Source organism: Paenimyroides tangerinum, assembly GCF_003865405.1.
Lineage (GTDB): Bacteria > Bacteroidota > Bacteroidia > Flavobacteriales > Flavobacteriaceae > Flavobacterium > Flavobacterium tangerinum.
The window spans coordinates 19,322-42,571 of the sequence record NZ_RQVQ01000001.1 but is presented as its reverse complement, the minus strand read 5'-3'; the positions used below and the strand labels follow the sequence as shown (position 1 = coordinate 42,571).

The following is a 23,250-nucleotide window of genomic DNA, read 5'->3' as shown; positions in this document are numbered from 1 at the left end:
AAAATAAAACTAAATGAAATTAACCATTTTAGGTTGCTATTCGGCAACACCTCGTACCATAACAAATCCGACTTCACAAATTATTGAAATCAATAATCAAATGTTTTTAATAGATTGTGGAGAAGGAACTCAGGTACAACTTCGAAAACACAAAATCAAGTTTTCAAGAATCAATCACATATTTATTTCGCATCTTCACGGCGACCATTTTTATGGTTTAGTTGGATTGATTTCTACCTTTATGTTGTTAAATCGCCAGAATGATTTACACGTTTATGGACCAAAAGGAATCAAAGAAGTAATCTTGCTTCAATTGCGATTATCGAATTCATTTACCGGTTACGGATTGTATTTTCACGAATTAACTTCGAAAGAATCACAAGTTGTTTATGAAGATGATAAAGTAAAAGTTTCAACCATTCCTTTACAACATCGTGTTTATACCAATGGATTTCTTTTTCAAGAAAAACCTGGTGATAGAAAATTGAATTTAGGAGCGGTTTTTAATTATGAAATTGATAAATGTTATTATCAGAAAATAAAAAATGGTTCAGATATCACTTTAGATGACGGACGAATTATTCCGAATGAAAAATTAACGTTCGATCCAACTCCAACACAATCGTATGCTTTTTGTTCAGATACAAAATATGATGAATCAATTATTCCTTTGATAGAAAATGTCGATGTTTTGTATCACGAATCTACGTTTTTAGAACAAGATAAAGATAAAACCACGCATACTATGCACGCAACTGCAATTGAAGCAGCTACTATTGCTAAAAAGGCAAACGTTGGAACTTTGGTTCTAGGGCATTATTCAACGCGTTACGGAAACATTAAATTGTTTAAAGAAGAAGCAAAAACGGTTTTTGAAAATGTGCTTTTAGGTGATGACGGAAAAGTTTTTGAATTTAATAAATAACAGTTATGAGTGATTTAGGAAATTATAGAAAATCGTACGAAAAAAGTGAATTGTTAGAATCAACAGTTGATGAAAATCCTATGATGCAATTTCAGAAATGGTTTTATGAAGTTGAGGAATTTGGTGGTGTTGATGAAGTAAATGCAATGACGGTTTCATCAATTGGATTAGATGGTTTTCCAAAAGCTCGTGTGGTTTTGTTAAAAAAATATAACGAAGAAGGATTTGTATTTTACACGAATTATAATTCAGAAAAAGGAAAAGCTATTTTAGCAAATCCTCATATTTGTTTATCTTTTTTTTGGCCTTCAATCGAACGTCAAGTAATCATAAAAGGAATAGCTAAGAAAGTAGATACTCAAGTTTCCGACAATTATTTTCATAGTCGACCGGTTGGAAGTCAATTGGGAGCAATGGTTTCTCCACAAAGTCAGGTTATTGATTCACGTGAATTTTTAGAAAAAAATCTAAAAGATTTGGAACAAGAGTTTGAAGGAAAAGAAATTCCTCGTCCAGAACATTGGGGCGGAATTTTAGTTGAACCTGTTTCCATTGAATTTTGGCAAGGAAGAGCCAATCGTTTACACGACAGAATTAGATATACATTAAACGATTTCGATTGGAAAATTGAACGTTTAGCACCGTAAAAAAATATCCCATAAAGAATAAAACTTTTTGGGATATTTTTTTGTAAACTTTAGTATAAATTGTTGTTTTTTAGTAAATGTAAATATTGATCTTTTTTTTGTATTTTAGATTTAATCAAAAATAATTTTATGAAAAATATCAACGTTTTTATTTCAAATAAATTTTTTATTTGTTTATTCCTTTTATTTGGTAATTTAACTATTCTTCAAGCTAAAAGTTTTCAATCTATTTCTGAAAGCAATATACCAAATCCTGTTTTTCAAAATCATTTGGGTACTTTTTACGAAGACTTATCTTTTTATAATATTTCTACAAATAAATTTAATAATCAATTAATTCAATGGTTTAATTTAGATGATAATCATAGTTTAGAAAAAGTTAGAGAATTTATTGATGAAATTGGCTATAAGCATGAATCTTTTCAACACTTTTATAAAGGTTTAAAAGTAGAAAATGATTTGGTTTTTGTACATAGTAAATCGGGTAAAGTTACTTCTGTTAACGGGCAATTAGTTAGATTTGAAAATTTAGATGTTACTTTTAATTTATCTGATGAAGCAATAATTCAGATTGCTAAAACAGATTTTGATGAAGGAATTGTAACTTTTAGTTCACATGTTGATTTGGTAATTTCAAAATATGAAAAGAAAAAGAAAATCAATATCGAGATTGCTAAAAGAGTTAATATCTATTCGTTTTATCCAATTGAAAACGTTAGATACTATTTGAATAATGATGGTGAAATTGTTAATAAGTTTAGTGAAAATAATCATGTAGATGTTCCTGGTTCTGGTGTAACATTTTATAATGGAACTAGAAATTTTACTGTTGATAGCCATGAAGGAATATATCGATTAAAAGATAATTTTCGTAATATTCATACATTTAACGGTCAAAATGCTAATTCATATAGTTATAGTAATACATTATCATATTTAGACACTTTAACAGGTTTGGTTATTGGAGCTGAGTATTTTACTAATTCTGCTCAGTCTTTTGTTTCATCTGAATTGCAACCTGCAGTTTCACTTCATTGGGGAATGACTCAGACTTTTGATTATTTTAAAAATATTCATAACCGAAACAGTTTTGATAATTTAGGTAGCCCTATCAATAGCTATTATAAATTTGGACCGAATTACAACGCTGCAGCACTTACCTTTAATCAATTTGATTATTTTACTTTTTCTGAAGGAGGTATGACAAATAATCGTAATCCATTTGTTTTATTAGAAATAGTTGGTCATGAATTTACACATGCTGTTATTCGTCGGAATGGAAATGGGGGGTTAAATTATCAGTATGAATCAGGAGCGATAAATGAATCAATGGCAGACTCTTTTGGTAAAGCAATTGAATTTTATTCAAGTGTAAATCCGCAATGGACTGTTGGTGAAGGAATTTATATAGAACCTCAAGAACCTAACTTTGTTCGGAGTATGGAAGATCCCAATTCAAGTGGAACACCATCTCCTGATACTTATATGGGATTACATTGGTATCCAGATGAATTTACTCAATCTTATGCAGTTCATGTTCATAGTGGAGTAGGTAACTTTTGGTTTTATCTATTAAGTAAGCAAGAGTTTCATACAGGAGTAAATGATATTGGTAATTCTTATTATGTACAAGGAATAGGAATTAATAAAGCAGAAAAGATAGTTTACAAAGCTTTAATGGAAGGGTTAACACCTACTGCCACTTATTTAGATTATTATAATGCAACTAAACAAGTTGCTATTGCTTTATATGGTGTAGATTCTTATGAATATGTTCAAGTTGTAAATGCTTGGTATGCGGTTGGTGTAGGAGATGTTTTTTTGGATAAAAAAGAGTTCGATTTTAAATCGAATCTAAAAATTTATCCAAACCCAACAAAAGAAGGAAAATTAACTATAGATTCTCAATTTGATGAAAAAGTTACTTTACAAGTTTATGATTTTTTAGGAAAACAAGTTAGTTCGATATTTGAATTAGAAAAAGGGATCAATCAGATTAAAATAGATGATTTATCTCATGGTATTTATTTCTTAGTTTTTAAAACTGATGAAAAAACTCATACAGAAAAGCTTATAAAGAATTAAATTTCTTATAAAATACAAAATACGTTGTTAGGAAGAGCCAATCGTTTACACGACAGAATTAGATATTCATTAAACGATTTTGATTGGAAAATTGAACGTTTAGCACTATAAACAAAGCCCAAAGGAAATCTCTTTCTTTTGGGCTTTGTAATTATTTATTCATTTCAATTAAAGCTTTTCCATACAAACTTTTTGCAATATTATCAGGAATAGATTTTTGAATCGTATCTAAATATTTATTTGAAATAGGAGCAATCTCTGTAATTGCAACATAAGGAGCAACTTCTTTATCTTTATTTTTTAATGCAAAATTTACTGCATTAAGATAAATTCGCTTTGTTGTTGATTGGATTGCCTTTTCTAAACTATCTGCTTTGTTTTGGAAACCAGATTTAGAATATAACATTTGGTCTTTAATCAAATCGTTTTGTCTATTGGTCAAATTTCGTTTGCTTGCTAAATATTTATCAAATAATTCTTGATTTTTAGAACCTTCAATTTTAGCATCTCCGTAAAAACGTTCTAACGATGTTGTAATTTTCATTTCGCCAGGTTCTGCAAAAAACATCAAATTTTTGTCTTGAGATTGCGAAACACCACGATTCAAACTTAAATATAAAACTTGAGGTTCTTCGATATTTAAATTTGTTTTGAATTGTGATTTACCGTCAAAAACAATACTATCCAAAGTTACAATTCCATTTTCTTTTGCTGTTTTGATGTAAATGGTTCCTTGTTTCAGGCCTTTTACTTCTCCAGTTAAGTTTAGATTTCCGGAATCTTTAGAACATGAAATAACAGAAAATGCAATGGCAGTTAAAAATAAAAACTTTTTCATTTTATTTAAATAAATCCATTCCAGGAATGTTTGGCATTCCGTCTTTAGCTGCAGCTGCTAATTCGGCTTCGTTAATATTTGTAGCTTTTGTAATAGCTTTGTTTAAAACCATGATTAAGTAATCTTCTAATTGTTCTTTATCTCCTAAAAGTTCTTCAGAAATATGTAAAGAACGAATGGTTCTGTTTGCAGTTAAAGTAACTTCTAACAATCCGTCTGAACTTTTTTCGTCAATTAAAACGGTATCTAAACGTTTCTTAGTTTCTTCAATTTTTTTCTGAGCTTCTTGCATTTTGCCCATCATTCCCATTAAGTCTCCAAACATAGTAATGTATTTTTTGTTTATATTTACTTTACAAATGTATCAATTTGAAAATAATAAAGCCTAATTTCTCATGAAAAATCAATCCATTGTCTTGTTAATTTGTAGTATTTTTGTTGCTTCTTGTGGAACTAAAAAGAATCAGATGAATCAAAATATAAAAGAACCAGTTGCTAAAATTATTCCTAAAGAATTAGAAAAGCATGGTGATATCAGAATCGATAATTATTATTGGATGAACGAACGCGAAAACCAAGAAGTTATCGATTATTTAAATGAAGAAAACGCATATTACAATAATTTGACTTCGCACACTAAAGATTTTCAAGTTGAATTGTTCGAAGAAATGAAATCGAGAATTAAAGAAGATGATTCTTCAGTTCCGTATTTCTATAACGGATATTATTATATTACTCGTTTCGAGAAAGGAAAGGATTATCCGATTTATGCTCGTAAAAAAAGTAGTTTAGATGCAGCAGAAGAAATTCTGTTTGATTGTAATCAAATGGCAGAAGGACATTCTTATTTTCAATTAGGTGGTTTAAATATTTCTGATGATAATAAATATGCTGCTTTTGGTGTAGATACGGTTTCTCGTCGTGAATATATAATTCAGATTAAAAACTTAGAAACTGGTGAAATTTATCCTGAAAAAATTGAAAAAACTACTGGAAGTTCAACTTGGGCTAACGATAATAAAACCTTATTCTATTCTCGTAAAGATGAACAAACATTGCGTCCAGACCGAATTTTTAAACATGTTCTAGGAAATGATATTTCGAATGATGAATTGGTTTTTACAGAAAACGACGAAACGTTTACTACTCATATTTATAAATCTAAATCTAAGAAATATTTAATCTTAGGTTCAGATAGTACGTTAACTTCAGAGTATCAAATTTTAGAAGCGGATAATCCAAATGGTGAATTCCGAATTTTTCAACCTCGTACGCGTGAGTTAGAATATTCGATTTCACATTATGGAAATCATTGGTACATTACTACAAATGCAGATGATGCAACTAATTTTAAGGTGATGATTACCGATGAAGATAAAACCGGTATTGAAAATTGGAAAGATTTGATTCCACATCGCGACGAAGTTTTAATTGAAGGAATTGATATTTTTAAGAACTTCTTGGTAATTTCTGAACGTTCAAACGGGCTAACTCATATTAAAATTCAACCTTGGAAAAATCCAGAAGCTGCTTATTATTTGCCGTTTGATAACGAAACATATACCGCTTACACAACAACGAATGTTGATTTTGATACAAATATTTTACGTTACGGATATCAATCAATGGCAACGCCTTCTTCGGTTATCGATTTTAATATGGTAACTAAAGAAAAAGAAGTTAAAAAAGAACAACAAGTTTTAGGCGGTAAATTCAATAAAGAGAATTACATCGAAAAACGTGTTTGGGCAGTAGCTGAAGATGGAACAAAAGTCCCAATGTCTATGGTTTATCATAAAGATACAAAACTAGATGGTTCTGCTCCGTTGTTGCAATATGCTTACGGTTCATACGGTTCTACAATGGATCCATATTTTTCAACAGTTCGTTTGAGTCTTTTGGATCGTGGATTTATTTATGTAATCGCACACATTCGTGGAGGCGAAGATTTAGGTCGTGAATGGTATGAAGAAGGTAAACTTCTTGAAAAGAAAAATACATTTACGGATTTTATCGATTGTTCTAAATATTTGATTGCTGAGAAATATACTTCGCCAGAACATTTATATGCTGAAGGTGGTTCTGCTGGAGGTTTATTGATGGGAGCAGTGATGAATATGGCTCCTGAATTATATAACGGAATGATTGCACAAGTGCCTTTTGTTGATGTAGTAACTACCATGTTAGACGATAGTATTCCGTTAACTACTGGCGAATATGATGAATGGGGAAATCCAAACGAAAAAGAATATTATGATTATATGAAATCATATTCTCCTTATGATAATGTTGAAGCAACAGCTTATCCTAATTTATACGTTTCTACTGGATTTCATGATTCTCAAGTTCAATATTGGGAACCTGCAAAATGGATTGCTAAGTTAAGAGCGCTTCGAACAAATAAAAATCTTTTATTGTTTGATATAAATATGGATGCAGGTCACGGTGGAGCCTCAGGTAGATTCGAATCTTTAAAAGAGGTTGCAAAGGAATTTGCTTTTTTATTAGATTTGGAAGGAATTTCGAAATAGTATTTATTTTTTTATTAATTTTGTACGGTTGTAAGAGTTCTAAAAATTCAGGCTCTTTAAAAATGGTATTATGAAAGAAGAAATTCAAGCTCATGATGATATTTTAGATTTAATAGGAAATACACCATTAGTTAGATTAAGAAAAGTGACAGAAGGATTAGAAGGAAACTTTTATGCAAAAGTTGAAGCTTTTAACCCAGGTCATTCATCAAAAGATAGAATTGCTCTGCATATTATTGAAGAAGCAGAACGTAAAGGAATATTAAAACCGGGTAGCATTATTGTTGAAACAACTTCTGGAAATACAGGATTTAGTATCGCAATGGTCAGTATCATCAAAGGTTACGAATGTGTTTTGGCAGTAACATCAAAATCTTCGAAAGATAAAATTGATATGTTGCGTGCGATGGGAGCCAAGGTTTATGTTTGTCCAGCTAATGTTTCTGCAGATGATCCAAGATCTTATTATAGCGTTGCAAAACGTTTACATGAAGAAACAAACGGTTCTGTTTATATCAATCAATATTTCAATGAATTAAATATTGATGCACATTATCAAACTACCGGACCAGAAATTTGGAAACAAACTGCTGGTAAAATCACACATTTAATTGCTTGTTCTGGTACAGGTGGAACCATTTCTGGAACTGCTCGTTTCTTAAAAGAACAAAATCCAAATATTCGTGTAATTGGAGTTGATGCTTTTGGTTCTGTTTTAAAGAAATTTCACGAAACAAGAGAATTCGATTCATCGGAAATTTATCCATACCGAATTGAAGGAATGGGGAAAAATCTAATCCCGACTGCTACAGATTTTGATGCAATTGACGAATTTGTGAAAGTAACCGATGAAGAAGCTGCACATACAGCTCGTCAGATTTCAAAAACAGAAGGTTTGTTTGTAGGGTATACTTCTGGAGCTGCTTTTCAAGCGGTTAAGCAATTAGCTGAAGGTGGTGAATTTGATGCGAATAGTAATGTTGTAGTTATTTTTCCTGATCACGGATCGCGTTATATGAGTAAGATTTATAGTGATGATTGGATGAATGAACAAGGTTTCTTTGATAATGTAAATCGTGAAGAAGAAAAACAAATAGAATTTATTAAATAATACAGAAAAGAGAAAAGTTATAACTTTTCTCTTTTTTATTTGCTCCAATTTGTAACAATTGTTAAAAAAAACTTACTTATAGTTAAAAATCATAAGTTATGAAGTTACAGATAAAAGGTTTAAGCAAAACCTATAAAAACGGAGTTAAAGCATTAGACAATGTAGATTTAGAAATTGGAACAGGAATGTTCGGTTTATTGGGACCGAATGGAGCTGGAAAATCGTCTTTAATGCGTACCATTTCAACACTTCAAAGCCCAGATTCAGGGTCTATTACATTTGGAGATATTGATGTTTTAAAAGATCAAATGTCTTTACGTAAAGTTTTAGGTTATTTACCTCAAGAATTTGGTGTTTATCCAAATATGTCAGCCGAAAAATTATTGAACTATTTTGCTCAACTGAAAGGAATCGCATCTAAAGAAGATCGTAAAAAAATAATAAAAGAAGTTTTAGAAGTTACCAATCTTTGGGACGTTCGCAATAAAAGTGTTAGCGGTTATTCTGGCGGAATGAAACAACGTTTTGGAATCGCACAACTTCTTTTAAATAATCCAAAATTAATTATTGTTGATGAACCAACTGCTGGATTAGATCCTGCAGAACGTCATCGTTTCTTAAATGTTCTAAGAGAAATCGGAAACAATCATACCGTAATTTTCTCAACGCATATTGTTGACGACGTTCGTGAACTTTGTCATGAACTTGCTATTTTAAATGGAGGAAACATACTTTATCGTGGAACTCCAAAAGAAGCTGAAGAAAGTTTAGTTGGTAAAATTTGGATGCGAATTATCGAAAGAGATGAGTTTGATGAATTTGCTAGAAATTATAATATTTTATCATCAAATTATAATCAAGACAATACATTAAATATCCGTGTTTATAGTGATGAAAAGCCACACGAAACTTTTGTTGAAGCTAAACCTCAATTAGAAGATGTTTATTTCGTTGCACTTAAAAAAGATAGAGTATAATGCTAAATAACATATTTTTATTTGAAACGAAAAGATGGTTCACCAGTTGGACTTTCTATATATATTGCACTTTGTTTTTTAGCTTAGCCTTTTTAACAATGGCAATTGCACTTGGGTATTTCGATGTTTTAGGAACAACTACTTCTTCAAATACTTATGCAAACTCACCAATGGCTATCAACGGTATTTTGAACGATCTTTCTTGGTTGGTCTATTTTATTGTTCCAACGGTAATTGGCGCTACAGTTTATCGTGATTTTAAATACAATGTACACACCATTTTGTATTCTTATCCGTTTACAAAGTTTGATTATTTAGTAGGTAAATTTTTAAGTGGTTTTTTTATAACTATTTTAATCACCATTTCAATGGGATTCGCCTTTTTCTTGGCTACAATTTTACCTTTTGCAAATCCAGATTTGATTGGGCCAATACATATTGGAGCTTATTTTCAATCTTATTTCTTATTTGTAATTCCAAATATTTTCTTTATCGGAACCATTTTATTTGCTCTAGTAACCTTATCAAGAAATGTTTCTGCGGGAGTTATTTTGGTATTTATTCTATTTGTTTCTCAAATTTTAATTTCAAGTTTAACTAATAATATCGATGACAAATATTGGGCAGCATTGTTTGAACCTTATGGAAGTGAAGCTTTGAGTTACATCACAAAATATTGGACAATTGATGAACAAAACACCAATAGTATTCCTTTTTCTGATATTGTTGTTTACAATCGTTTAATTTGGATTGGATTTTCTCTTTTAGTTTTTATTGGATTATATTTTAGTTTCTCATTTTCTCAATCTCCTATTAGTTTTTCAAGAAAGAAAAAAGGAGAACGATTAACGAAAAATAATTTTGGAAGCATCATGAAATTGAATCTTCCAAAAGTAAATTTCGATTATTCATTTATTCAAAATTTAAAATCAACATGGAATCTTTCTAGATTTGAACTTAGTTCAATATTAAAAAACTGGATATTTATTACCATTTTGATCATTTTAATGCTTTTCGTTGTTGGTTCGGGTTATACCTTAGGACAAGAAATTTATGGTTCAAAAACATTTCCAGTAACTTGGAAAGTATTAGATACATTAGATCTTTTCTTGAGCTTTTTCGTATTCATTTCAATTGCTTTATTTTCTGGAATTTTATTACAAAATAGTACAACGTCAAGAATGAATTTATTGGTTGATTCAACTCCGATTCCAAATTGGGTTTTATTTATCTCTAAGGTTATTGCATTGATAAAAATGACTGTTTTATTTTTACTTGTTGGAATGATTTCTTGTATTCTTATTCAAATTTTTTATGGTTATTATAATTTTGAATTCGGAATTTATTTCAAATCATTATTCGTTTATGATTTGATTGGATACATCATTGTTATTTTATTTGCAATGTTTATTCAATCCTTATTCAAAAACTATTTAGTTGGCTTTATTACATTAATTGTTTTTATGCTTGTTAAACAGTTTTTTTTCAGATTTGGAATCGAGCAACAAATCTATCATTTTAATTCGGGTAGTATTGGTGGTTATTCAGATATGAATGGTTTCGGAACAACACGCACTTTCTTTATTTATAAAGCGTATTGGTTTTTGTTTACATTAGTATTAAGTTGTTTTACTTTATTGCTTTGGAGAAGAGGAATTATTTCAGGATTAAAAGAACGTTTATCAATTGCAAAAAAACGTCTTAATGTCAAAATAATCATCCCAATGTTTATCTTTTTATTTGGTTTCATTGGAATTGGTTATGCAATTTATTGGCACAATAACATTATGGAACCGTATTATTCTGCTAAAGAAACCGAACTTCAACAAGTTGAATTTGAGCAGAAATATAAAAAGTTCGAAAAATATCCGCAACCAAGAATTACAGATGTAAATGTTGAAATGAATATTTTTCCGTATGAATATAATTACGATGCAACAGTAAAATATATCGTTCAAAACAAATCAGACAAACCGATTGATTCTATTTTTATCAATTACGGAAAAAACTTAAAATACATTAAGTTTAGTAAAGCAAATACTTTAGTTTCGAAAGATACGTTGTATGATTTTAATATTTATAAATTGACTCAAGCGCTTCAGCCTGGAGAAACCATGAATGTTGAATTCAAAGTTCAAAATCAGCCAAATACATTTTTAGCTGTTCGTTCTGGAGTAATCGAAAACGGAACATTTATCAATAACGGAATTTTCCCTTCTTTTGGTTACTCAGATGGATTTGAAATTGCTGATAACGATGTTCGTAAGAAATATGGTTTACCAAACAAAGAACGTATGGCGGAAGTTGATGATATGGAAGCTCGTCAAAATACGTATATTTCAAACGAAGCCGATTGGATAAATTTTGAAACAACTGTTTCAACTGCAGCAGATCAAATTGCAATTGCTCCAGGTTATCTTCAAAAAGAATGGGAAAAAGATGGAAGAAAATATTTCCATTACAAAATGGATCAGAAAATGTTGAATTTCTATGCATTTAATTCTGGTCGATATGAAGTTAGAAAAGAGAATAAAGACGGAGTAAATTTCGAGATTTATTATCATAAAGGACATGAAGTTAACATCGAACGAATGATGAATGCAATGCAAAAATCGATAGCATATTATTCAGAAAACTTTAGTCCGTATCAACATAAACAAGCACGTATAATTGAATTTCCAAGAACAATGGGAACTTTTGCTCAAGCTTTTGCGAATACGATGCCTTTTTCAGAAGGATTTGGTTTCATTGCTGATATCGACGAAGATAATCCGAATGCAGTTGATTATCCATTCTCAGTTGTGTCGCACGAAATGGCGCATCAATGGTGGGCGCATCAAGTTATTGGAGCAGCGGTTAAAGGTGCAACTTTAATGTCGGAATCGGTTTCGGAATACAGTTCGTTAATGGTTCTACAAGAACGTTATGGTAAATCTCAAATGCGTAAATTTTTGAAAGATGCTTTGGATAATTATTTACAAGGAAGAACGTTTGAATGGAAAAGCGAGAATCCATTAATGTATAATGAGAATCAACAATACATTCATTATAACAAAGGTTCGTTAGTTCTTTATGCAATTAGTGATTATATTGGAGAAAAGAATTTTAATAATGCTTTAAAAGATTATGTTTCGGCTGTAGCTTTCCAAGAAGCACCATATACAAACTCAATTGAATTTGTTCGTTATATCGAAAAAGCAACGCCAGATTCATTAAAATATTTGATTAAAGATATGTTTGAAACCATCACTTTATACGATAATAAAGTGAATAAAGTAACTTCTAAAAAATTACCTAATGGAAATTATTTAGTTGAGATTGATTTCAATGTAGCTAAATATAGAGCAGGTAAAGACAATAAAAAAATCTTTAAGGATGAAAACGGTAAAACTTTGGTTTTTGGTTCAGGAAAAACTAAAGTTGAATCGCTACCATTACAAGATTATATCGAAATTGGAATTTTTGGAGAACCTACAAAACAAGATAAATACGAATTGGAAAACGAATTGTATCTGAAGAAATATAAAATCGATAAGATCAATAATAAAGTTCAGATTGAAGTAAAAGAAAAACCAATGGAAGTTGGTGTAGATCCGTACAATAAATTGATAGATACCGATTCTTTTGATAATCGTAAAAAGATAAAAAACTAAATTTTTAAAAATGAAAAAAGGAAGTGTCAAATTTTGAGACTTCCTTTTTTTATGGTTGATTGTTTTTAAAGGTTGATTCTAAGCCTTTTTTATTATTGATTTTTAAGACATCATTTTCAGCGTATAAAAGCGGTTTTAAAACAGAAAAGGATCTAACGATGAGGTTAGATCCTTTTTTGTTTTATTTAGTTAAAACGATTTCTAAAGTAGATTCTGTTTTCTCCTTATTATAAGTAATAATCGAAGTGTCAACTTTGAAAACACTGATTTTGCTAGCTTCTTCTTTTGTTACAACTTTTCCATTTACGGTGACTTTTGTTACACTTGGATTCATAATAGACTTTACAAATTGTCGCTGTAAATGATTTCCGAAATTAGTTGTTAAAGTAATATCGTTTTCTTTTTTTCGTTCAATCTCAGCTGCTTGTTTAGCTTCAGCTTCTAAACGAGCTATTTCAGCTTTTCTAGCTTCTTCAGCTTTTTTAAGTTCAGCGGCTAATCGATCTGTTTCTTTTTTCGCTTCAGCTAATAAACGAGCTTCTTCTGCTTTTCTATTTTCTTCAGCCTTTTGAGCTTCAGCAGCTAAACGAGCTTCTTCTGCTTTTCTTGCTTCTTCAGCTTTTTTAGCTTCAGCAGCTAAACGAGCTTCTTCTGCTTTTCTTGCTTCCTCAACTTTTTTAGCTTCAGCAGCCAAACGAGCTTCTTCTGCTTTTCTTGCTTCCTCAACTTTTTTAGCTTCAGCAGCTAAACGAGCTTCTTCTGCTTTTCTATCTTCTTCAGCCTTTTTAGCTTCAGCAGCTAAACGAGCTTCTTCTGCTTTTCTTGCTTCTTCAGCCTTTTTAGCTTCAGCAGCTAAACGAGCTTCTTCTGCTTTTCTTGCTTCCTCAACTTTTTTAGCTTCAGCAGCTAAACGAGCTTCTTCTGCTTTTCTTTCTTCTTCAGCCTTTTTAGCTTCAGCAGCTAAACGAGCTTCTTCTGCTTTTCTTGCTTCTTCAGCCTTTTTAGCTTCAGCAGCTAAACGAGCTTCTTCTGCTTTTCTATCTTCTTCAGCCTTTTTAGCTTCAGCAGCTAAACGAGCTTCTTCTGCTTTTCTTTCTTCTTCAGCCTTTTTAGCTTCAGCAGCTAAACGAGCTTCTTCTGCTTTTCTTGCTTCCTCAACTTTTTTAGCTTCAGCAGCTAAACGAGCTTCTTCTGCTTTTCTTGCTTCCTCAACTTTTTTCGCTTCAGTAGCTAAACGAGCTTCTTCTGCTTTTCTAGCTTCCTCAACTTTTTTAGCTTCAGCAGCTAAACGAGCTTCTTCTGATTTTCTAGCTTCCTCAGCCTTTTTAGCCTCAGCAGCTAAACGGTCAGCTTCTGCTTTTCTATCTTCCTCAGCCTTTTTAGCCTCTGCAGCTAAACGAGCTTCTTCTGCTTTTCTATCTTCTTCAGCCTTTTTAGCTTCAGCAGCTAAACGAGCTTCTTCTGCTTTTCTTGCTTCCTCAACTTTTTTCGCTTCAGTAGCTAAACGAGCTTCTTCTGCTTTTCTATTTTCTTCTGCAAGTTTTGCTTCAGTAGCTAATCTATCTGCTTCTTTTTTTGCTTCAGCAGCTAAACGAGCTTCTTCTGCTTTTCTAGCTTCCTCAACTTTTTTTGCTTCAGCAGCTAAACGAGCTTCTTCTGCTTTTCTATTTTCCTCTGCCTTTTTAGCTTCAGCAGCTAAACGGTCAGCTTCTGCTTTTCTATTTTCTTCTGCAAGTTTTGCTTCAGTAGCTAAACGGTCTGCTTCTTTTTTTGCTTCTGCTTTTCTATCTTCCTCAGCCTTTTTAACCTCTGCAGCTAAACGAGCTTCTTCAGCTTTTCTATCTTCTTCAGCCTTTTTAGCTTCAGCAGCTAAACGGTCTGCTTCTTTTTTTGCTTCTGCTTTTCTATTTTCTTCAGCTAATTTCGCTTCAGCTGCTAAACGATCTGCTTCTTTTTTTGCTTCTGCTTTTCTGTTTTCCTCAGCTAATTTTGCTTCAGCAGCTAAACGGTCTGCTTCTTTTTTTACTTCTGCTTTTCTGTTTTCCTCAGCTAATTTAGCTTCAGCAGCTAAACGATCTGCTTCTTTTTTTGCTTCTGCTTTTCTGTTTTCCTCAGCTAGTTTAGCTTCAGCAGCTAAACGATCCGCTTCTGCTTTTCTTGCTTCTTCTGCTTTTTTTGCATCAGCTGCCTTTTTTGCTTCAGCAGCTAGACGTTCTGCTTCTGCTTTTCTAGCAGCTTTTGCTTCAGCTTCTTTTGCTTTTGCATAAACTTGATTTAAAAGGTTTGCGTCAACTTGCCTTCCTCCAGCACCAACATTTAATGTTCTAAACTTCGATTTTAAAGTGATTATAACTGCTCCATTTTTAGCGGGTTCCCCAAAAATGGAAAAACCATCTTCTTCATCTAAGGTTATATATGTTTCTATGAATTCTTCTTTTAATTTTAAAAACTCAGAATACTTAACGATATATCCATTAACGATAACCATCGGAATTGCATCTGTAGAAATATTTTGATATTCGATATCTCTTTGGGTAACAGCATTTCCTGTAATACCTGCAAAACCAAGTAAAAATACGCTAATATATTTTATATTCATAAATGTTTAATTTTAATCAAAGATAAAAACATTTTTCACTATATAATAAATTAGAAAGAATAATTCATTAGAAAAGATATTTTTATTATCAAAAAAATAGGCTTAAATTTATAAAAAAGATGATGTTATGAGTAAAGCTTTCTCTGAATTTATTCCATTAGGAACTAGTGCACATGATTTTGAATTAGAAGATGTTACTACTAAGTCAAAGTTTTCTTTCAATGATGTTAAAGGTGATAAAGGAACTTTGATTATTTTTATGTGTAATCATTGTCCGTATGTGCATCATATTATTGAAGAATTGATTATGATAACTAATGATTATCGTGTTCAAGGAATTGGATTTGCTGCAATTTCTAGTAATGATTTTGTAACTTATCCTGAAGATTCTCCTGAAAAAATGATTGAGTTTGCTTTTGATAATAATTTCGAATTTCCTTATCTGATTGATTATTATCAAGATGTGGCTAAGAAATATCAAGTAAATTGTACTCCCGATTTTTATTTATTTGATCAACAAGATAAATTAGTTTATCATGGTCAGATTGATGATTCACGTCCAGGAAATAGTATCCCAACGAGTGGAAATGATCTAAGAAGTGCAATTGATTCTATTTTATATAATCGATCAATAAATTCTGTACAAAAACCGAGTATGGGCTGTAATATTAAGTGGAAAAAAAATAGTGTATTATAAAAACTTTTTTAACTTTGTCGCACTATTTTTTTACAAAAACAAACTGTTTTTTATCTTGTATTTTAAAAATTCGTAAATTATGTACGATAAATTTACCATTTTGATAATATGAGTAGAAAATTGTTATGTTTCAAGATTAAATAGTGAAAACAATAAAACAACAACCTTAAAATTTAAGTTAGAAGAGAACTTATGTTACATCAAAAATTTTTAAATCGTTTTGTTATTCGCCAAATTATTTGGACAGTTGTCATCCTTTATTTAGCAGTTACAATTGGACTGGTTATTTTTAAAGGTCATAATTTATTGACTTTAATTTTACCTTTAATTTTATTTTTTCTTGCATACACAGATGCTTTTCAGACAAAGCATACAATTAGAAAAAATTATCCAATTATAGGTAGATTGAGATATATTTTGGAATCTGTTCGTCCAGAATTGAGACAATATTTCTTTGAAGGCGAATTGGATGGAAAACCATTTAATAGACGTGAACGTTCAATTGTTTATCAAAGAGCTAAGAACGAAAAACAAACGGTTTCTTTTGGTATGCAAGATGATCCAAATAGAATCGGTTATGAATGGGCTTCTCATTCGGTTTATCCTAAACATATTTCTGATTTCAATTTTAGAACTACAATTGGGAATTCTTCTTGTAAACAACCTTATAGTGCAAGCATTTATAATATTAGTGCAATGAGTTATGGAGCTTTGAGTAAAAAAGCGATTACAGCTTTAAATAAAGGTGCTCAATTAGGTTCATTTGCTCACAATACGGGTGAAGGTGGAATTTCTGATTATCATAGATCTGGTGGAGATTTAATTTGGCAGATTGGTACTGGATATTTTGGTTGTAGAACTAAAGATGGAAAATTTGATGGTGAATTGTTTAAAGAAAAAACAGCTTATCCAGAAGTGAAAATGATTGAGTTAAAACTTTCTCAAGGTGCAAAACCTGGTCACGGAGGATTATTACCAGCAGAGAAAAATACGATTGAGGTTTCTAAAATTAGAAATGTTGAACCATTTACAACAGTTCATTCACCATCATCTCACTCTGCGTTTTCAGATGCAAATGGATTAGTTCATTTTATTCAGAAATTACGTGATTTATCTGAAGGTAAACCTATTGGTTTTAAAATATGTATCGGTAGAAAAGATGAATTTATTGATATTGTTGAAGCAATGAAAACAAATAATATTTATCCTGATTTTATTACTGTTGATGGTGCTGAAGGTGGTACAGGAGCGGCTCCGATGGAGTTTATTGATTATATGGGAATGGCATTGTCTGATGCTTTAGTTTTTGTAAATAAAACTTTAAAGGAATACGGTATTAGAGAAAACATTAAGATCATTGCTGCAGGTAAAGTGATTTCTGCCTTTGATTTAGCAAAAAATATGGCATTAGGTGCAGATGCTTGTTATAGTGCACGTGGAATGATGTTTGCTTTAGGTTGTATTCAAGCATTACAATGTGATAGTGGTCATTGTCCAGTTGGTATTGCAACGCAGGATCCATTGTTATATAAAGGTATGGATATTACTGATAAGTCTGTTCGTGTCGCAACTTTCCATAAAAATACAATGAAAGCATTTGGAGAATTTATTTCGGCTTGTGGTTTTGAAAAACCTACTGAAATTAAACCAGAAACATTCCATAAACGTATTGAACACGGTAAAAACTTAACTTTCGCTGAAATGTATTTTAGTGATAAGAAATAAAAAAATAGGGAACTTAATTTTAAGTTCCCTATTTTTTTTCCATTACAATATCAAGTGGTCTATTGGTAACTTTTCTACCAAATTGCATCGCTTTCTGTCTTTCTTCAGATGTACATAGAATATACATGTTATAGCTTGCTAATGGAATGTATTGTGTTTTGAAATTTCCGCCGTTTTCTTCGCCATCTACATCTTCAACCTTAAGCATATAATTTTCTGCTTGAAAAGTATTTGCAACAGTTAATAGATAATGATCATCAGCGAAATAGTAAAACCATTTTCCATTTTCTGTTATTGGTATTCTTTTATTTTGTTCGTTTATTTTATAGTTTCTTGTAAAGACAAGTGGCTTTCCCGAATTAATCCAGCTTAAACTGTTATTCTCATTAATTACCTCATTCTCATTCGTGTCAACAATCGAAAGACGTAAGCCATCAATCGTTTTAGATTTTCCGTCTTCGTGCGGATGAACTACAAAATATGAAGTAAAATCAAATCCACAATGAATAGGAACATCAATTTGAGCAAAACAAAAAACAGGAAATAAGAATAACGAGTGTATTATTTTCTTCATTTTGAAAGTTTTTCCAAAAATACAATTTTAATCATAAAAAAAATCCTCAAAAAACTAAAATTAGTGTTAATGAGGATTTTAAAATTAAATAATTATAGAATTACATTGGTAGTACATTTTTTTGGTATTTGTGATTAATCATAATCGCGCTTCCTTCATAGAAAGCAACAAATCCACATAAAATTCCTTCGAAACCAGCTAGTTTTCCAATCCAAGCAATTCCTGTGAAATTATAAATCGAAAGTAAAGCAAATAAGATAACTAATAAACCGAATAAGATTTTACCAATCATTAATCCATTTAAAGTTTGTATAAAAAATACAAATGCAAATAATCCCCAAATTGCTAAATAACTTCCCATAGAAATTGAATCTGGCTTTGGTAATCCAGCAGCAGATGCAATCCAAATAAAAACAAGAGATAGCCAAAATGCACCGAATGACATAAATGCAACGCTTCCAAATTGATTTCCTCTTTTCCATTCCATAATACCAGCACAAAACTGTGCGATTCCTCCAAAGAAAATACCCATTCCCATAATCATTGTGTCGATAGGAAAGAAACCTGCATTATGTATGTTTAATAAAATTGTAGTTAGTGCAAATCCAAATAATCCGATTGGTCCAGGATTTGAAGTTTGATCTTTTAAATGTAAGTACTCACTCATCTTTTAAATTTTTACAAGTATAAAAAGATTTGAGAAAGTAGCAATTAAAATATTCATAATAATACAACTAATAAAAACATAATATTTTTTTTATTCTTAAAATTTGTATTTTTTATTAAATTTTAACAAATATGCTATTTTTTTATTCTCAAATGATTCTTGAAAAAGTTTTTTTATGTAAAAAAAGCCCTTCATTTCTGAAGAGCTTTTTAAATATATTTTAGTGAAAAATTATTTCACATCCATTAATTCTACATCGAAAATTAAAACTGCATTTGGAGGAATAACTCCACCAGCACCACGAGAACCGTATCCTAAATGAGAAGGAATAACAAAACGAGCTTTATCTCCAACTTTTAATAATTGAATACCTTCGTCCCATCCTTCGATAACTTGTCCAACTCCTAACGTAAATTCAATTGGATCTTTACGTTTGAATGAGTTATCAAATTCTTTTCCGTTTACTAATTGTCCTTTGTAATGAACTGCTACTTTTTTACCTTTTTCAGCTTGTTTTCCATTTCCTTTCTGAATGAATTGGTAACGTAAACCACTTTCTGTTGTTTCAAAACCTGCAGCAATAGCATCTAATTCAGCAGCAGCAGCAGCTTTTTCAGCAGCAATTCTTTTCTCACGAGAACCTTCGAAAGTACGGAAAGCCTCAACTGCATTCCAGTTCTTAGCTTCTTCTCCAACTCTGATGATTTCAACGCTTTCTAAAACATCCGATTGTTCCACTGCATCAACAATTTCTTGTCCTTCAATAACATGACCAAAAACAGTATGATTATTATCTAACCAAGGCGTTGCAATATGCGTGATGAAAAACTGAGATCCATTTGTTCCAGGACCAGCATTTGCCATAGATAAAATTCCAGGGCGATCGTGTTTTAATTCTGGATGAAATTCATCATCAAATTTATAACCTGCATCACCAGTTCCTGTTCCTTTTGGACAACCACCTTGAATCATGAAATCTTGAATCACACGGTGAAATTTCAATCCATCGTAATATGGTTTTCCTTGCGGACGTGCTTTATTTTCTAAATTTCCTTCTGCTAAAGCAACAAAGTTTCCAACAGTTCCAGGAGTTTTATCGTGAGTTAATTTTACTAAAATCGAACCTTTTTCGGTATTAAATTTTGCATAAATTCCGTCTTGCATCTTTTCTGATTTAAAATAAATAAGTGCAAAGATACGTTTTTTTGTTAAAATCTATATTTGTAATAGCTTCTTGATTCGTTAAAAAAGACTTAATTATGTATGAGATTTTAAAATCCAGAATCAAACATATTCGTTACTTTAATAAATTGGTTTATTTTTGCATAAAATTACAATCATGCGTATCGATATTATTACCGTTTTACCAGAATTAATTAAAAGTCCGTTTGAAGCTTCGATTCTTAAAAGAGCCATTGCAAAAGGATTGGTTGAAGTTCATTTTCATAACCTTAGAGATTATAGTACCAACAAACATAAGAATGTTGATGATTATCAATTTGGAGGTGGAGCAGGTATGGTAATGAGTATTGAGCCTATTGACGCTTGTATTACCAAACTAAAAAATGAACGTAATTACGATGAAGTCATTTATATGTCGCCAGATGGTGAAACTCTGAATCAACAAATCGCTAATAAAATGTCGATGGTTGAAAATATCATTATTTTGTGCGGACATTATAAAGGAGTCGATCAACGTGTTCGTGATAACTTTATTACCCGAGAAATTTCAATTGGTGATTATGTACTTTCTGGTGGTGAATTAGGAGCAGCTGTTCTTTGTGATACAATTATCCGTTTGATTCCTGGTGTTTTATCTAACGAAACTTCTGCTTTAACGGATAGTTTCCAAGACAATTTATTAGCTCCGCCGATTTATACACGTCCAGCTGAATATAAAGGATGGAAAGTTCCGGATATTTTATTGAGTGGTAATTTTCCTGAAATTGAAAAATGGCGTGAACAAAAAGCATATGAACATACATTAAATCGCAGACCCGATTTACTAGATAAAGAATAATCTGAATTAATTTTCAGATTTTTTTGTTTTTAACTGTAACGTTTTTTCGATTTGAATACTTACTTGTATAATTAAACTTTTAAGACATGAAAAATTTATTTAGATCTTTATTTACGTTCATATTATTTTTAGTATCGGCAATTGGTTTTGCTCAGAACGAAAATTCTTTATTATGGAAAATTTCAGGAAATGGTTTGACTAAGCCGTCTTATGTATTCGGAACCATTCACATGATTTGTGAACCAGATTATTTTTTTACTGATAATTTCGAAAATGCATTAAAAAATTCTGAAGCATTAGTAACTGAGATTAATTTTGGTAATATGGAAGAAATGATGTTAATGCAAAATGCAATGCAATCCGACAAATCATTGAAAGAAAGAATTTCTCCAAAACAATATGAAAAATTAGCAGCTCTTTTAAAAGAGAAATTAGCAATGGATATCGCAATGTTTGATAATGTTTCTGAAAGTGGTATTGCAAGTTTGGTTACAATGAAATCTTTTCCTTGTGAAAATATGAAAATGTATGAAATAGAATTGATTCAAAAAGCGATGGCATCACAAAAATCACTTAATGGATTAGAAAGCATTTCTGAGCAGATGAAAATCATGGAAGATCATTTAAACATTGATGCTTCTATAAAAATGCTTGAGGAATTAGGAACTGGTTCGGATTCTAACAAGCAAATGGTTGAACTTTATAAAGAACAAAATATTGATAAGCTTTTGGATTTATTAAAACAAGCGAGTTATATGGATAGCAAAGCTTATGATGAATTTGTTGTAAACAGAAATAACAATTGGGTAAAAAAAATGCCTGAGATGATGCAATCAAAACCAACATTTTTTGCAGTTGGAGCTGCACATTTAGGAAGTGAAGATGGAGTTTTGGATTTGTTACGTAAAGTAGGTTATAAAGTTGAAGCTGTAAAATAATAACATAAAATATTAACTATTATATATTCAGTTAGTTAAGAGTATGTTTCGGGTAAAAAATGTTCAATAAAATATTTGGAACAAATAAATAAAAAGAATTATATTTGCACCTCAATTGGATCAACCTCTAGCGAGAAACGTGCACGTTGTTCTGATTTAACCTAAATTTATTTAAGCGATGGCTTTAGATTTATTAAAATTCGTACAAGACGAATTCGTTACAAAAAAAGATTTTCCTGATTTCAAAGCTGGAGATACAATCACAGTTTTTTATGAAATTAAAGAGGGTGAAAAAACTAGAACTCAGTTCTTCAAAGGAGTTGTAATCCAAAGAAGAGGTTCTGGAACAACTGAAACTTTCACAATCCGTAAAATGTCTGGAAACGTTGGAGTAGAGCGTATCTTCCCAATCAACATGCCAGCTTTACAAAAAGTTGAAGTTAATCAAAGAGGTAAAGTTCGTAGAGCTCGTATCTTCTACTTCAGAGAACTTACTGGTAAAAAAGCTAAAATTAAAGAATTACGTCGTAAGTAATCTTTTAATTAAGACTATAAAAAACTCCACTCGTATTTCGGATGGAGTTTTTTTTTTTATTTATACACCTTCTTATATACCGAATACAACTGATAAAAATTTTGAATTTGCTCAATATTAAAAGTGATTTTTTTCCATTGATTTAATTCCAAAACAAGTTCATTTTCTTCTTGACGGTATTTACCAATAAATACGTCATCTTCTATTAGATAAAGACCAAATTTATCTTCAACCAAATGTAGATTTTCTACTTCCAGATGTTCAAAAAACAAAATGGTCGGTTCTTCATATGGAAAATCAATCGGTGCTCCTAAACCTGAATTGTATTCTAATGCAATAAAAGTATGCGAATTATAAATAGGGAAAAAGATAGAAGGATATTTATCCATATTTAATTTTAAATCTTTTTTTTCTTGTAAAACTTCTCTCGATAAAAAAGGAATTTTGCTCAAATTTTTAACATTCTGTAAAGGATCACCTTCCTCGAAATAGTTATCAAAGTGTAATATTTCATTTACAGTTAAGTTTTTTTCAATCAAATGCCCAATTGGTATGCTAAAATATTTAGCAATTTTGCTAATTGTTTCAATTTTTGGTTCAGCACGCTTTTCTTCGTATGAAGAGATGTTTCCACGGCTAACTTCAAATAAATCAGCAAATGATTGCTGTGTTAAGTTCTTTACTTGTCTTAGTTTTTTTATATTTTCGCCTATCTTAGTCATTTTAAG

Annotated in this window: 19 protein-coding genes and 1 pseudogene; 13 read left to right on the top strand and 7 right to left on the bottom strand. The window is 30.9% G+C overall.

The genetic code is table 11. From position 1 onward, the window contains the following. Nucleotides 1-13 precede the first annotated feature (13 nt). The 4 genes and pseudogenes from EG240_RS00155 to EG240_RS00140 form a co-directional block, all read left to right on the top strand. Nucleotides 14-925, top strand: a complete 912-nt coding sequence (locus EG240_RS00155) for a ribonuclease Z (RefSeq protein ID WP_125016181.1) — start codon at nucleotides 14-16, stop codon at nucleotides 923-925. 5 nt (nucleotides 926-930) lie between these two features. Then, nucleotides 931-1,572, top strand: coding sequence for a pyridoxamine 5'-phosphate oxidase (gene pdxH / locus EG240_RS00150; RefSeq protein WP_125016179.1), 642 nt, complete (start codon nucleotides 931-933; stop codon nucleotides 1,570-1,572). A 129-nt stretch (nucleotides 1,573-1,701) separates the two neighbouring features. Next, nucleotides 1,702-3,657, top strand: a complete 1,956-nt coding sequence (locus tag EG240_RS00145; RefSeq protein WP_125016177.1) for a M4 family metallopeptidase — start codon at nucleotides 1,702-1,704, stop codon at nucleotides 3,655-3,657. A gap of 30 nt (nucleotides 3,658-3,687) precedes the next feature. Beyond that, nucleotides 3,688-3,768: pseudogene (locus EG240_RS00140) on the top strand (pyridoxine 5'-phosphate oxidase C-terminal domain-containing protein); the annotation flags it as partial. Nucleotides 3,769-3,808: 40 nt separating this feature from the next. On the opposite strand, the gene EG240_RS00135 reads toward EG240_RS00140, so the two are convergent. Together EG240_RS00135 and EG240_RS00130 are read right to left on the bottom strand one after the other, a co-directional pair. Continuing rightward, nucleotides 3,809-4,495 carry a DUF4369 domain-containing protein gene (locus tag EG240_RS00135; RefSeq protein ID WP_125016175.1) on the bottom strand — a complete coding sequence of 229 codons (687 nt, stop codon included), beginning with the start codon at nucleotides 4,493-4,495 and terminating at the stop codon, nucleotides 3,809-3,811. 1 nt (nucleotide 4,496) lies between these two features. Continuing rightward, on the bottom strand, nucleotides 4,497-4,820 hold the full coding sequence (locus EG240_RS00130) for a YbaB/EbfC family nucleoid-associated protein (protein WP_125016173.1): 324 nt from the start codon (nucleotides 4,818-4,820) through the stop codon (nucleotides 4,497-4,499). A 142-nt stretch (nucleotides 4,821-4,962) separates the two neighbouring features. Between EG240_RS00130 and EG240_RS00125 the strand changes: the two genes are divergently transcribed. The 4 genes from EG240_RS00125 to EG240_RS00110 all read left to right on the top strand — a co-directional run bounded on the left by EG240_RS00125 (nucleotide 4,963) and on the right by EG240_RS00110 (nucleotide 12,767). After that, on the top strand, nucleotides 4,963-7,026 hold the full coding sequence (locus tag EG240_RS00125) for a S9 family peptidase (RefSeq protein WP_125016439.1): 2,064 nt from the start codon (nucleotides 4,963-4,965) through the stop codon (nucleotides 7,024-7,026). 70 nt (nucleotides 7,027-7,096) lie between these two features. After that, nucleotides 7,097-8,137, top strand: coding sequence for a PLP-dependent cysteine synthase family protein (locus EG240_RS00120; RefSeq protein WP_125016171.1), 1,041 nt, complete (start codon nucleotides 7,097-7,099; stop codon nucleotides 8,135-8,137). Between the two features lie 98 nt (nucleotides 8,138-8,235). Beyond that, nucleotides 8,236-9,114, top strand: a complete 879-nt coding sequence (locus EG240_RS00115; protein WP_125016169.1) for an ABC transporter ATP-binding protein — start codon at nucleotides 8,236-8,238, stop codon at nucleotides 9,112-9,114. A 98-nt stretch (nucleotides 9,115-9,212) separates the two neighbouring features. Next, entirely contained in the window at nucleotides 9,213-12,767 is a 3,555-nt protein-coding gene (locus tag EG240_RS00110; RefSeq protein ID WP_449580049.1) for a M1 family aminopeptidase, read from the top strand. A gap of 181 nt (nucleotides 12,768-12,948) precedes the next feature. Here the strand turns inward: EG240_RS00110 and EG240_RS16640 are convergent, their stop codons facing one another. Then, complete coding sequence (locus EG240_RS16640) at nucleotides 12,949-15,366, bottom strand: hypothetical protein (RefSeq protein WP_203229276.1); 2,418 nt, start codon at nucleotides 15,364-15,366, stop codon at nucleotides 12,949-12,951. Nucleotides 15,367-15,493: 127 nt separating this feature from the next. Here EG240_RS16640 and EG240_RS00100 point away from each other — a divergent pair, with 127 nt between their 5' ends. Both EG240_RS00100 and EG240_RS00095 read left to right on the top strand, forming a co-directional pair. Further along, a complete protein-coding gene (locus EG240_RS00100) occupies nucleotides 15,494-16,063 on the top strand; it encodes a thioredoxin family protein (RefSeq protein WP_125016165.1) in 570 nt (189 codons plus the stop codon). Nucleotides 16,064-16,255: 192 nt separating this feature from the next. Further along, the gene (locus EG240_RS00095) at nucleotides 16,256-17,788 is read left to right on the top strand and encodes an FMN-binding glutamate synthase family protein (protein ID WP_125016163.1); all 1,533 of its coding nucleotides are present in this window, start codon (nucleotides 16,256-16,258) and stop codon (nucleotides 17,786-17,788) included. A gap of 28 nt (nucleotides 17,789-17,816) precedes the next feature. Here EG240_RS00095 and EG240_RS00090 read toward each other — a convergent pair whose 3' ends face one another. The 3 genes from EG240_RS00090 to EG240_RS00080 form a co-directional block, all read right to left on the bottom strand. Further along, the gene (locus EG240_RS00090) at nucleotides 17,817-18,362 is read right to left on the bottom strand and encodes a hypothetical protein (protein WP_125016161.1); all 546 of its coding nucleotides are present in this window, start codon (nucleotides 18,360-18,362) and stop codon (nucleotides 17,817-17,819) included. A 100-nt stretch (nucleotides 18,363-18,462) separates the two neighbouring features. Further along, on the bottom strand, nucleotides 18,463-19,029 hold the full coding sequence (locus EG240_RS00085) for an acetate uptake transporter (protein WP_125016159.1): 567 nt from the start codon (nucleotides 19,027-19,029) through the stop codon (nucleotides 18,463-18,465). Between the two features lie 231 nt (nucleotides 19,030-19,260). Continuing rightward, entirely contained in the window at nucleotides 19,261-20,193 is a 933-nt protein-coding gene (locus EG240_RS00080) for a peptidylprolyl isomerase (RefSeq protein ID WP_125016157.1), read from the bottom strand. A 175-nt stretch (nucleotides 20,194-20,368) separates the two neighbouring features. Between EG240_RS00080 and trmD the strand changes: the two genes are divergently transcribed. From trmD to rplS, 3 genes are all read left to right on the top strand, one after another. Further along, a complete protein-coding gene (gene trmD / locus EG240_RS00075) occupies nucleotides 20,369-21,049 on the top strand; it encodes a tRNA (guanosine(37)-N1)-methyltransferase TrmD (RefSeq protein ID WP_125016155.1) in 681 nt (226 codons plus the stop codon). Nucleotides 21,050-21,135: 86 nt separating this feature from the next. After that, on the top strand, nucleotides 21,136-21,987 hold the full coding sequence (locus EG240_RS00070) for a TraB/GumN family protein (protein ID WP_125016153.1): 852 nt from the start codon (nucleotides 21,136-21,138) through the stop codon (nucleotides 21,985-21,987). Between the two features lie 178 nt (nucleotides 21,988-22,165). Next, entirely contained in the window at nucleotides 22,166-22,522 is a 357-nt protein-coding gene (gene rplS / locus EG240_RS00065) for a 50S ribosomal protein L19 (RefSeq protein ID WP_125016151.1), read from the top strand. A gap of 56 nt (nucleotides 22,523-22,578) precedes the next feature. Here the strand turns inward: rplS and EG240_RS00060 are convergent, their stop codons facing one another. Then, nucleotides 22,579-23,244: a helix-turn-helix domain-containing protein gene (locus EG240_RS00060; RefSeq protein WP_125016149.1), complete on the bottom strand. Its 666-nt coding sequence runs from the start codon at nucleotides 23,242-23,244 to the stop codon at nucleotides 22,579-22,581. Nucleotides 23,245-23,250 lie beyond the last annotated feature (6 nt).

What these genes read in the sequence shown, in the direction of transcription:
- EG240_RS00115 (WP_125016169.1), top strand. Translation starts at nt 8,236, where the DNA reads ATGAAGTTACAGATAAAAGGTTTAAGCAAAACCTATAAAAACGGAGTT.
- EG240_RS00130 (WP_125016173.1), bottom strand. Translation starts at nt 4,820, where the DNA reads ATGTTTGGAGACTTAATGGGAATGATGGGCAAAATGCAAGAAGCTCAG.
- EG240_RS00060 (WP_125016149.1), bottom strand. Translation starts at nt 23,244, where the DNA reads ATGACTAAGATAGGCGAAAATATAAAAAAACTAAGACAAGTAAAGAAC.
- EG240_RS00125 (WP_125016439.1), top strand. Translation starts at nt 4,963, where the DNA reads ATGAATCAAAATATAAAAGAACCAGTTGCTAAAATTATTCCTAAAGAA.
- EG240_RS00095 (WP_125016163.1), top strand. Translation starts at nt 16,256, where the DNA reads ATGTTACATCAAAAATTTTTAAATCGTTTTGTTATTCGCCAAATTATT.
- EG240_RS00070 (WP_125016153.1), top strand. Translation starts at nt 21,136, where the DNA reads ATGAAAAATTTATTTAGATCTTTATTTACGTTCATATTATTTTTAGTA.
- EG240_RS00120 (WP_125016171.1), top strand. Translation starts at nt 7,097, where the DNA reads ATGAAAGAAGAAATTCAAGCTCATGATGATATTTTAGATTTAATAGGA.
- rplS (WP_125016151.1), top strand. Translation starts at nt 22,166, where the DNA reads ATGGCTTTAGATTTATTAAAATTCGTACAAGACGAATTCGTTACAAAA.
- EG240_RS00085 (WP_125016159.1), bottom strand. Translation starts at nt 19,029, where the DNA reads ATGAGTGAGTACTTACATTTAAAAGATCAAACTTCAAATCCTGGACCA.
- EG240_RS16640 (WP_203229276.1), bottom strand. Translation starts at nt 15,366, where the DNA reads ATGAATATAAAATATATTAGCGTATTTTTACTTGGTTTTGCAGGTATT.
- EG240_RS00080 (WP_125016157.1), bottom strand. Translation starts at nt 20,193, where the DNA reads ATGCAAGACGGAATTTATGCAAAATTTAATACCGAAAAAGGTTCGATT.
- EG240_RS00110 (WP_449580049.1), top strand. Translation starts at nt 9,213, where the DNA reads ATGGCAATTGCACTTGGGTATTTCGATGTTTTAGGAACAACTACTTCT.
- EG240_RS00135 (WP_125016175.1), bottom strand. Translation starts at nt 4,495, where the DNA reads ATGAAAAAGTTTTTATTTTTAACTGCCATTGCATTTTCTGTTATTTCA.
- EG240_RS00090 (WP_125016161.1), bottom strand. Translation starts at nt 18,362, where the DNA reads ATGAAGAAAATAATACACTCGTTATTCTTATTTCCTGTTTTTTGTTTT.
- trmD (WP_125016155.1), top strand. Translation starts at nt 20,369, where the DNA reads ATGCGTATCGATATTATTACCGTTTTACCAGAATTAATTAAAAGTCCG.
- EG240_RS00155 (WP_125016181.1), top strand. Translation starts at nt 14, where the DNA reads ATGAAATTAACCATTTTAGGTTGCTATTCGGCAACACCTCGTACCATA.
- pdxH (WP_125016179.1), top strand. Translation starts at nt 931, where the DNA reads ATGAGTGATTTAGGAAATTATAGAAAATCGTACGAAAAAAGTGAATTG.
- EG240_RS00100 (WP_125016165.1), top strand. Translation starts at nt 15,494, where the DNA reads ATGAGTAAAGCTTTCTCTGAATTTATTCCATTAGGAACTAGTGCACAT.
- EG240_RS00145 (WP_125016177.1), top strand. Translation starts at nt 1,702, where the DNA reads ATGAAAAATATCAACGTTTTTATTTCAAATAAATTTTTTATTTGTTTA.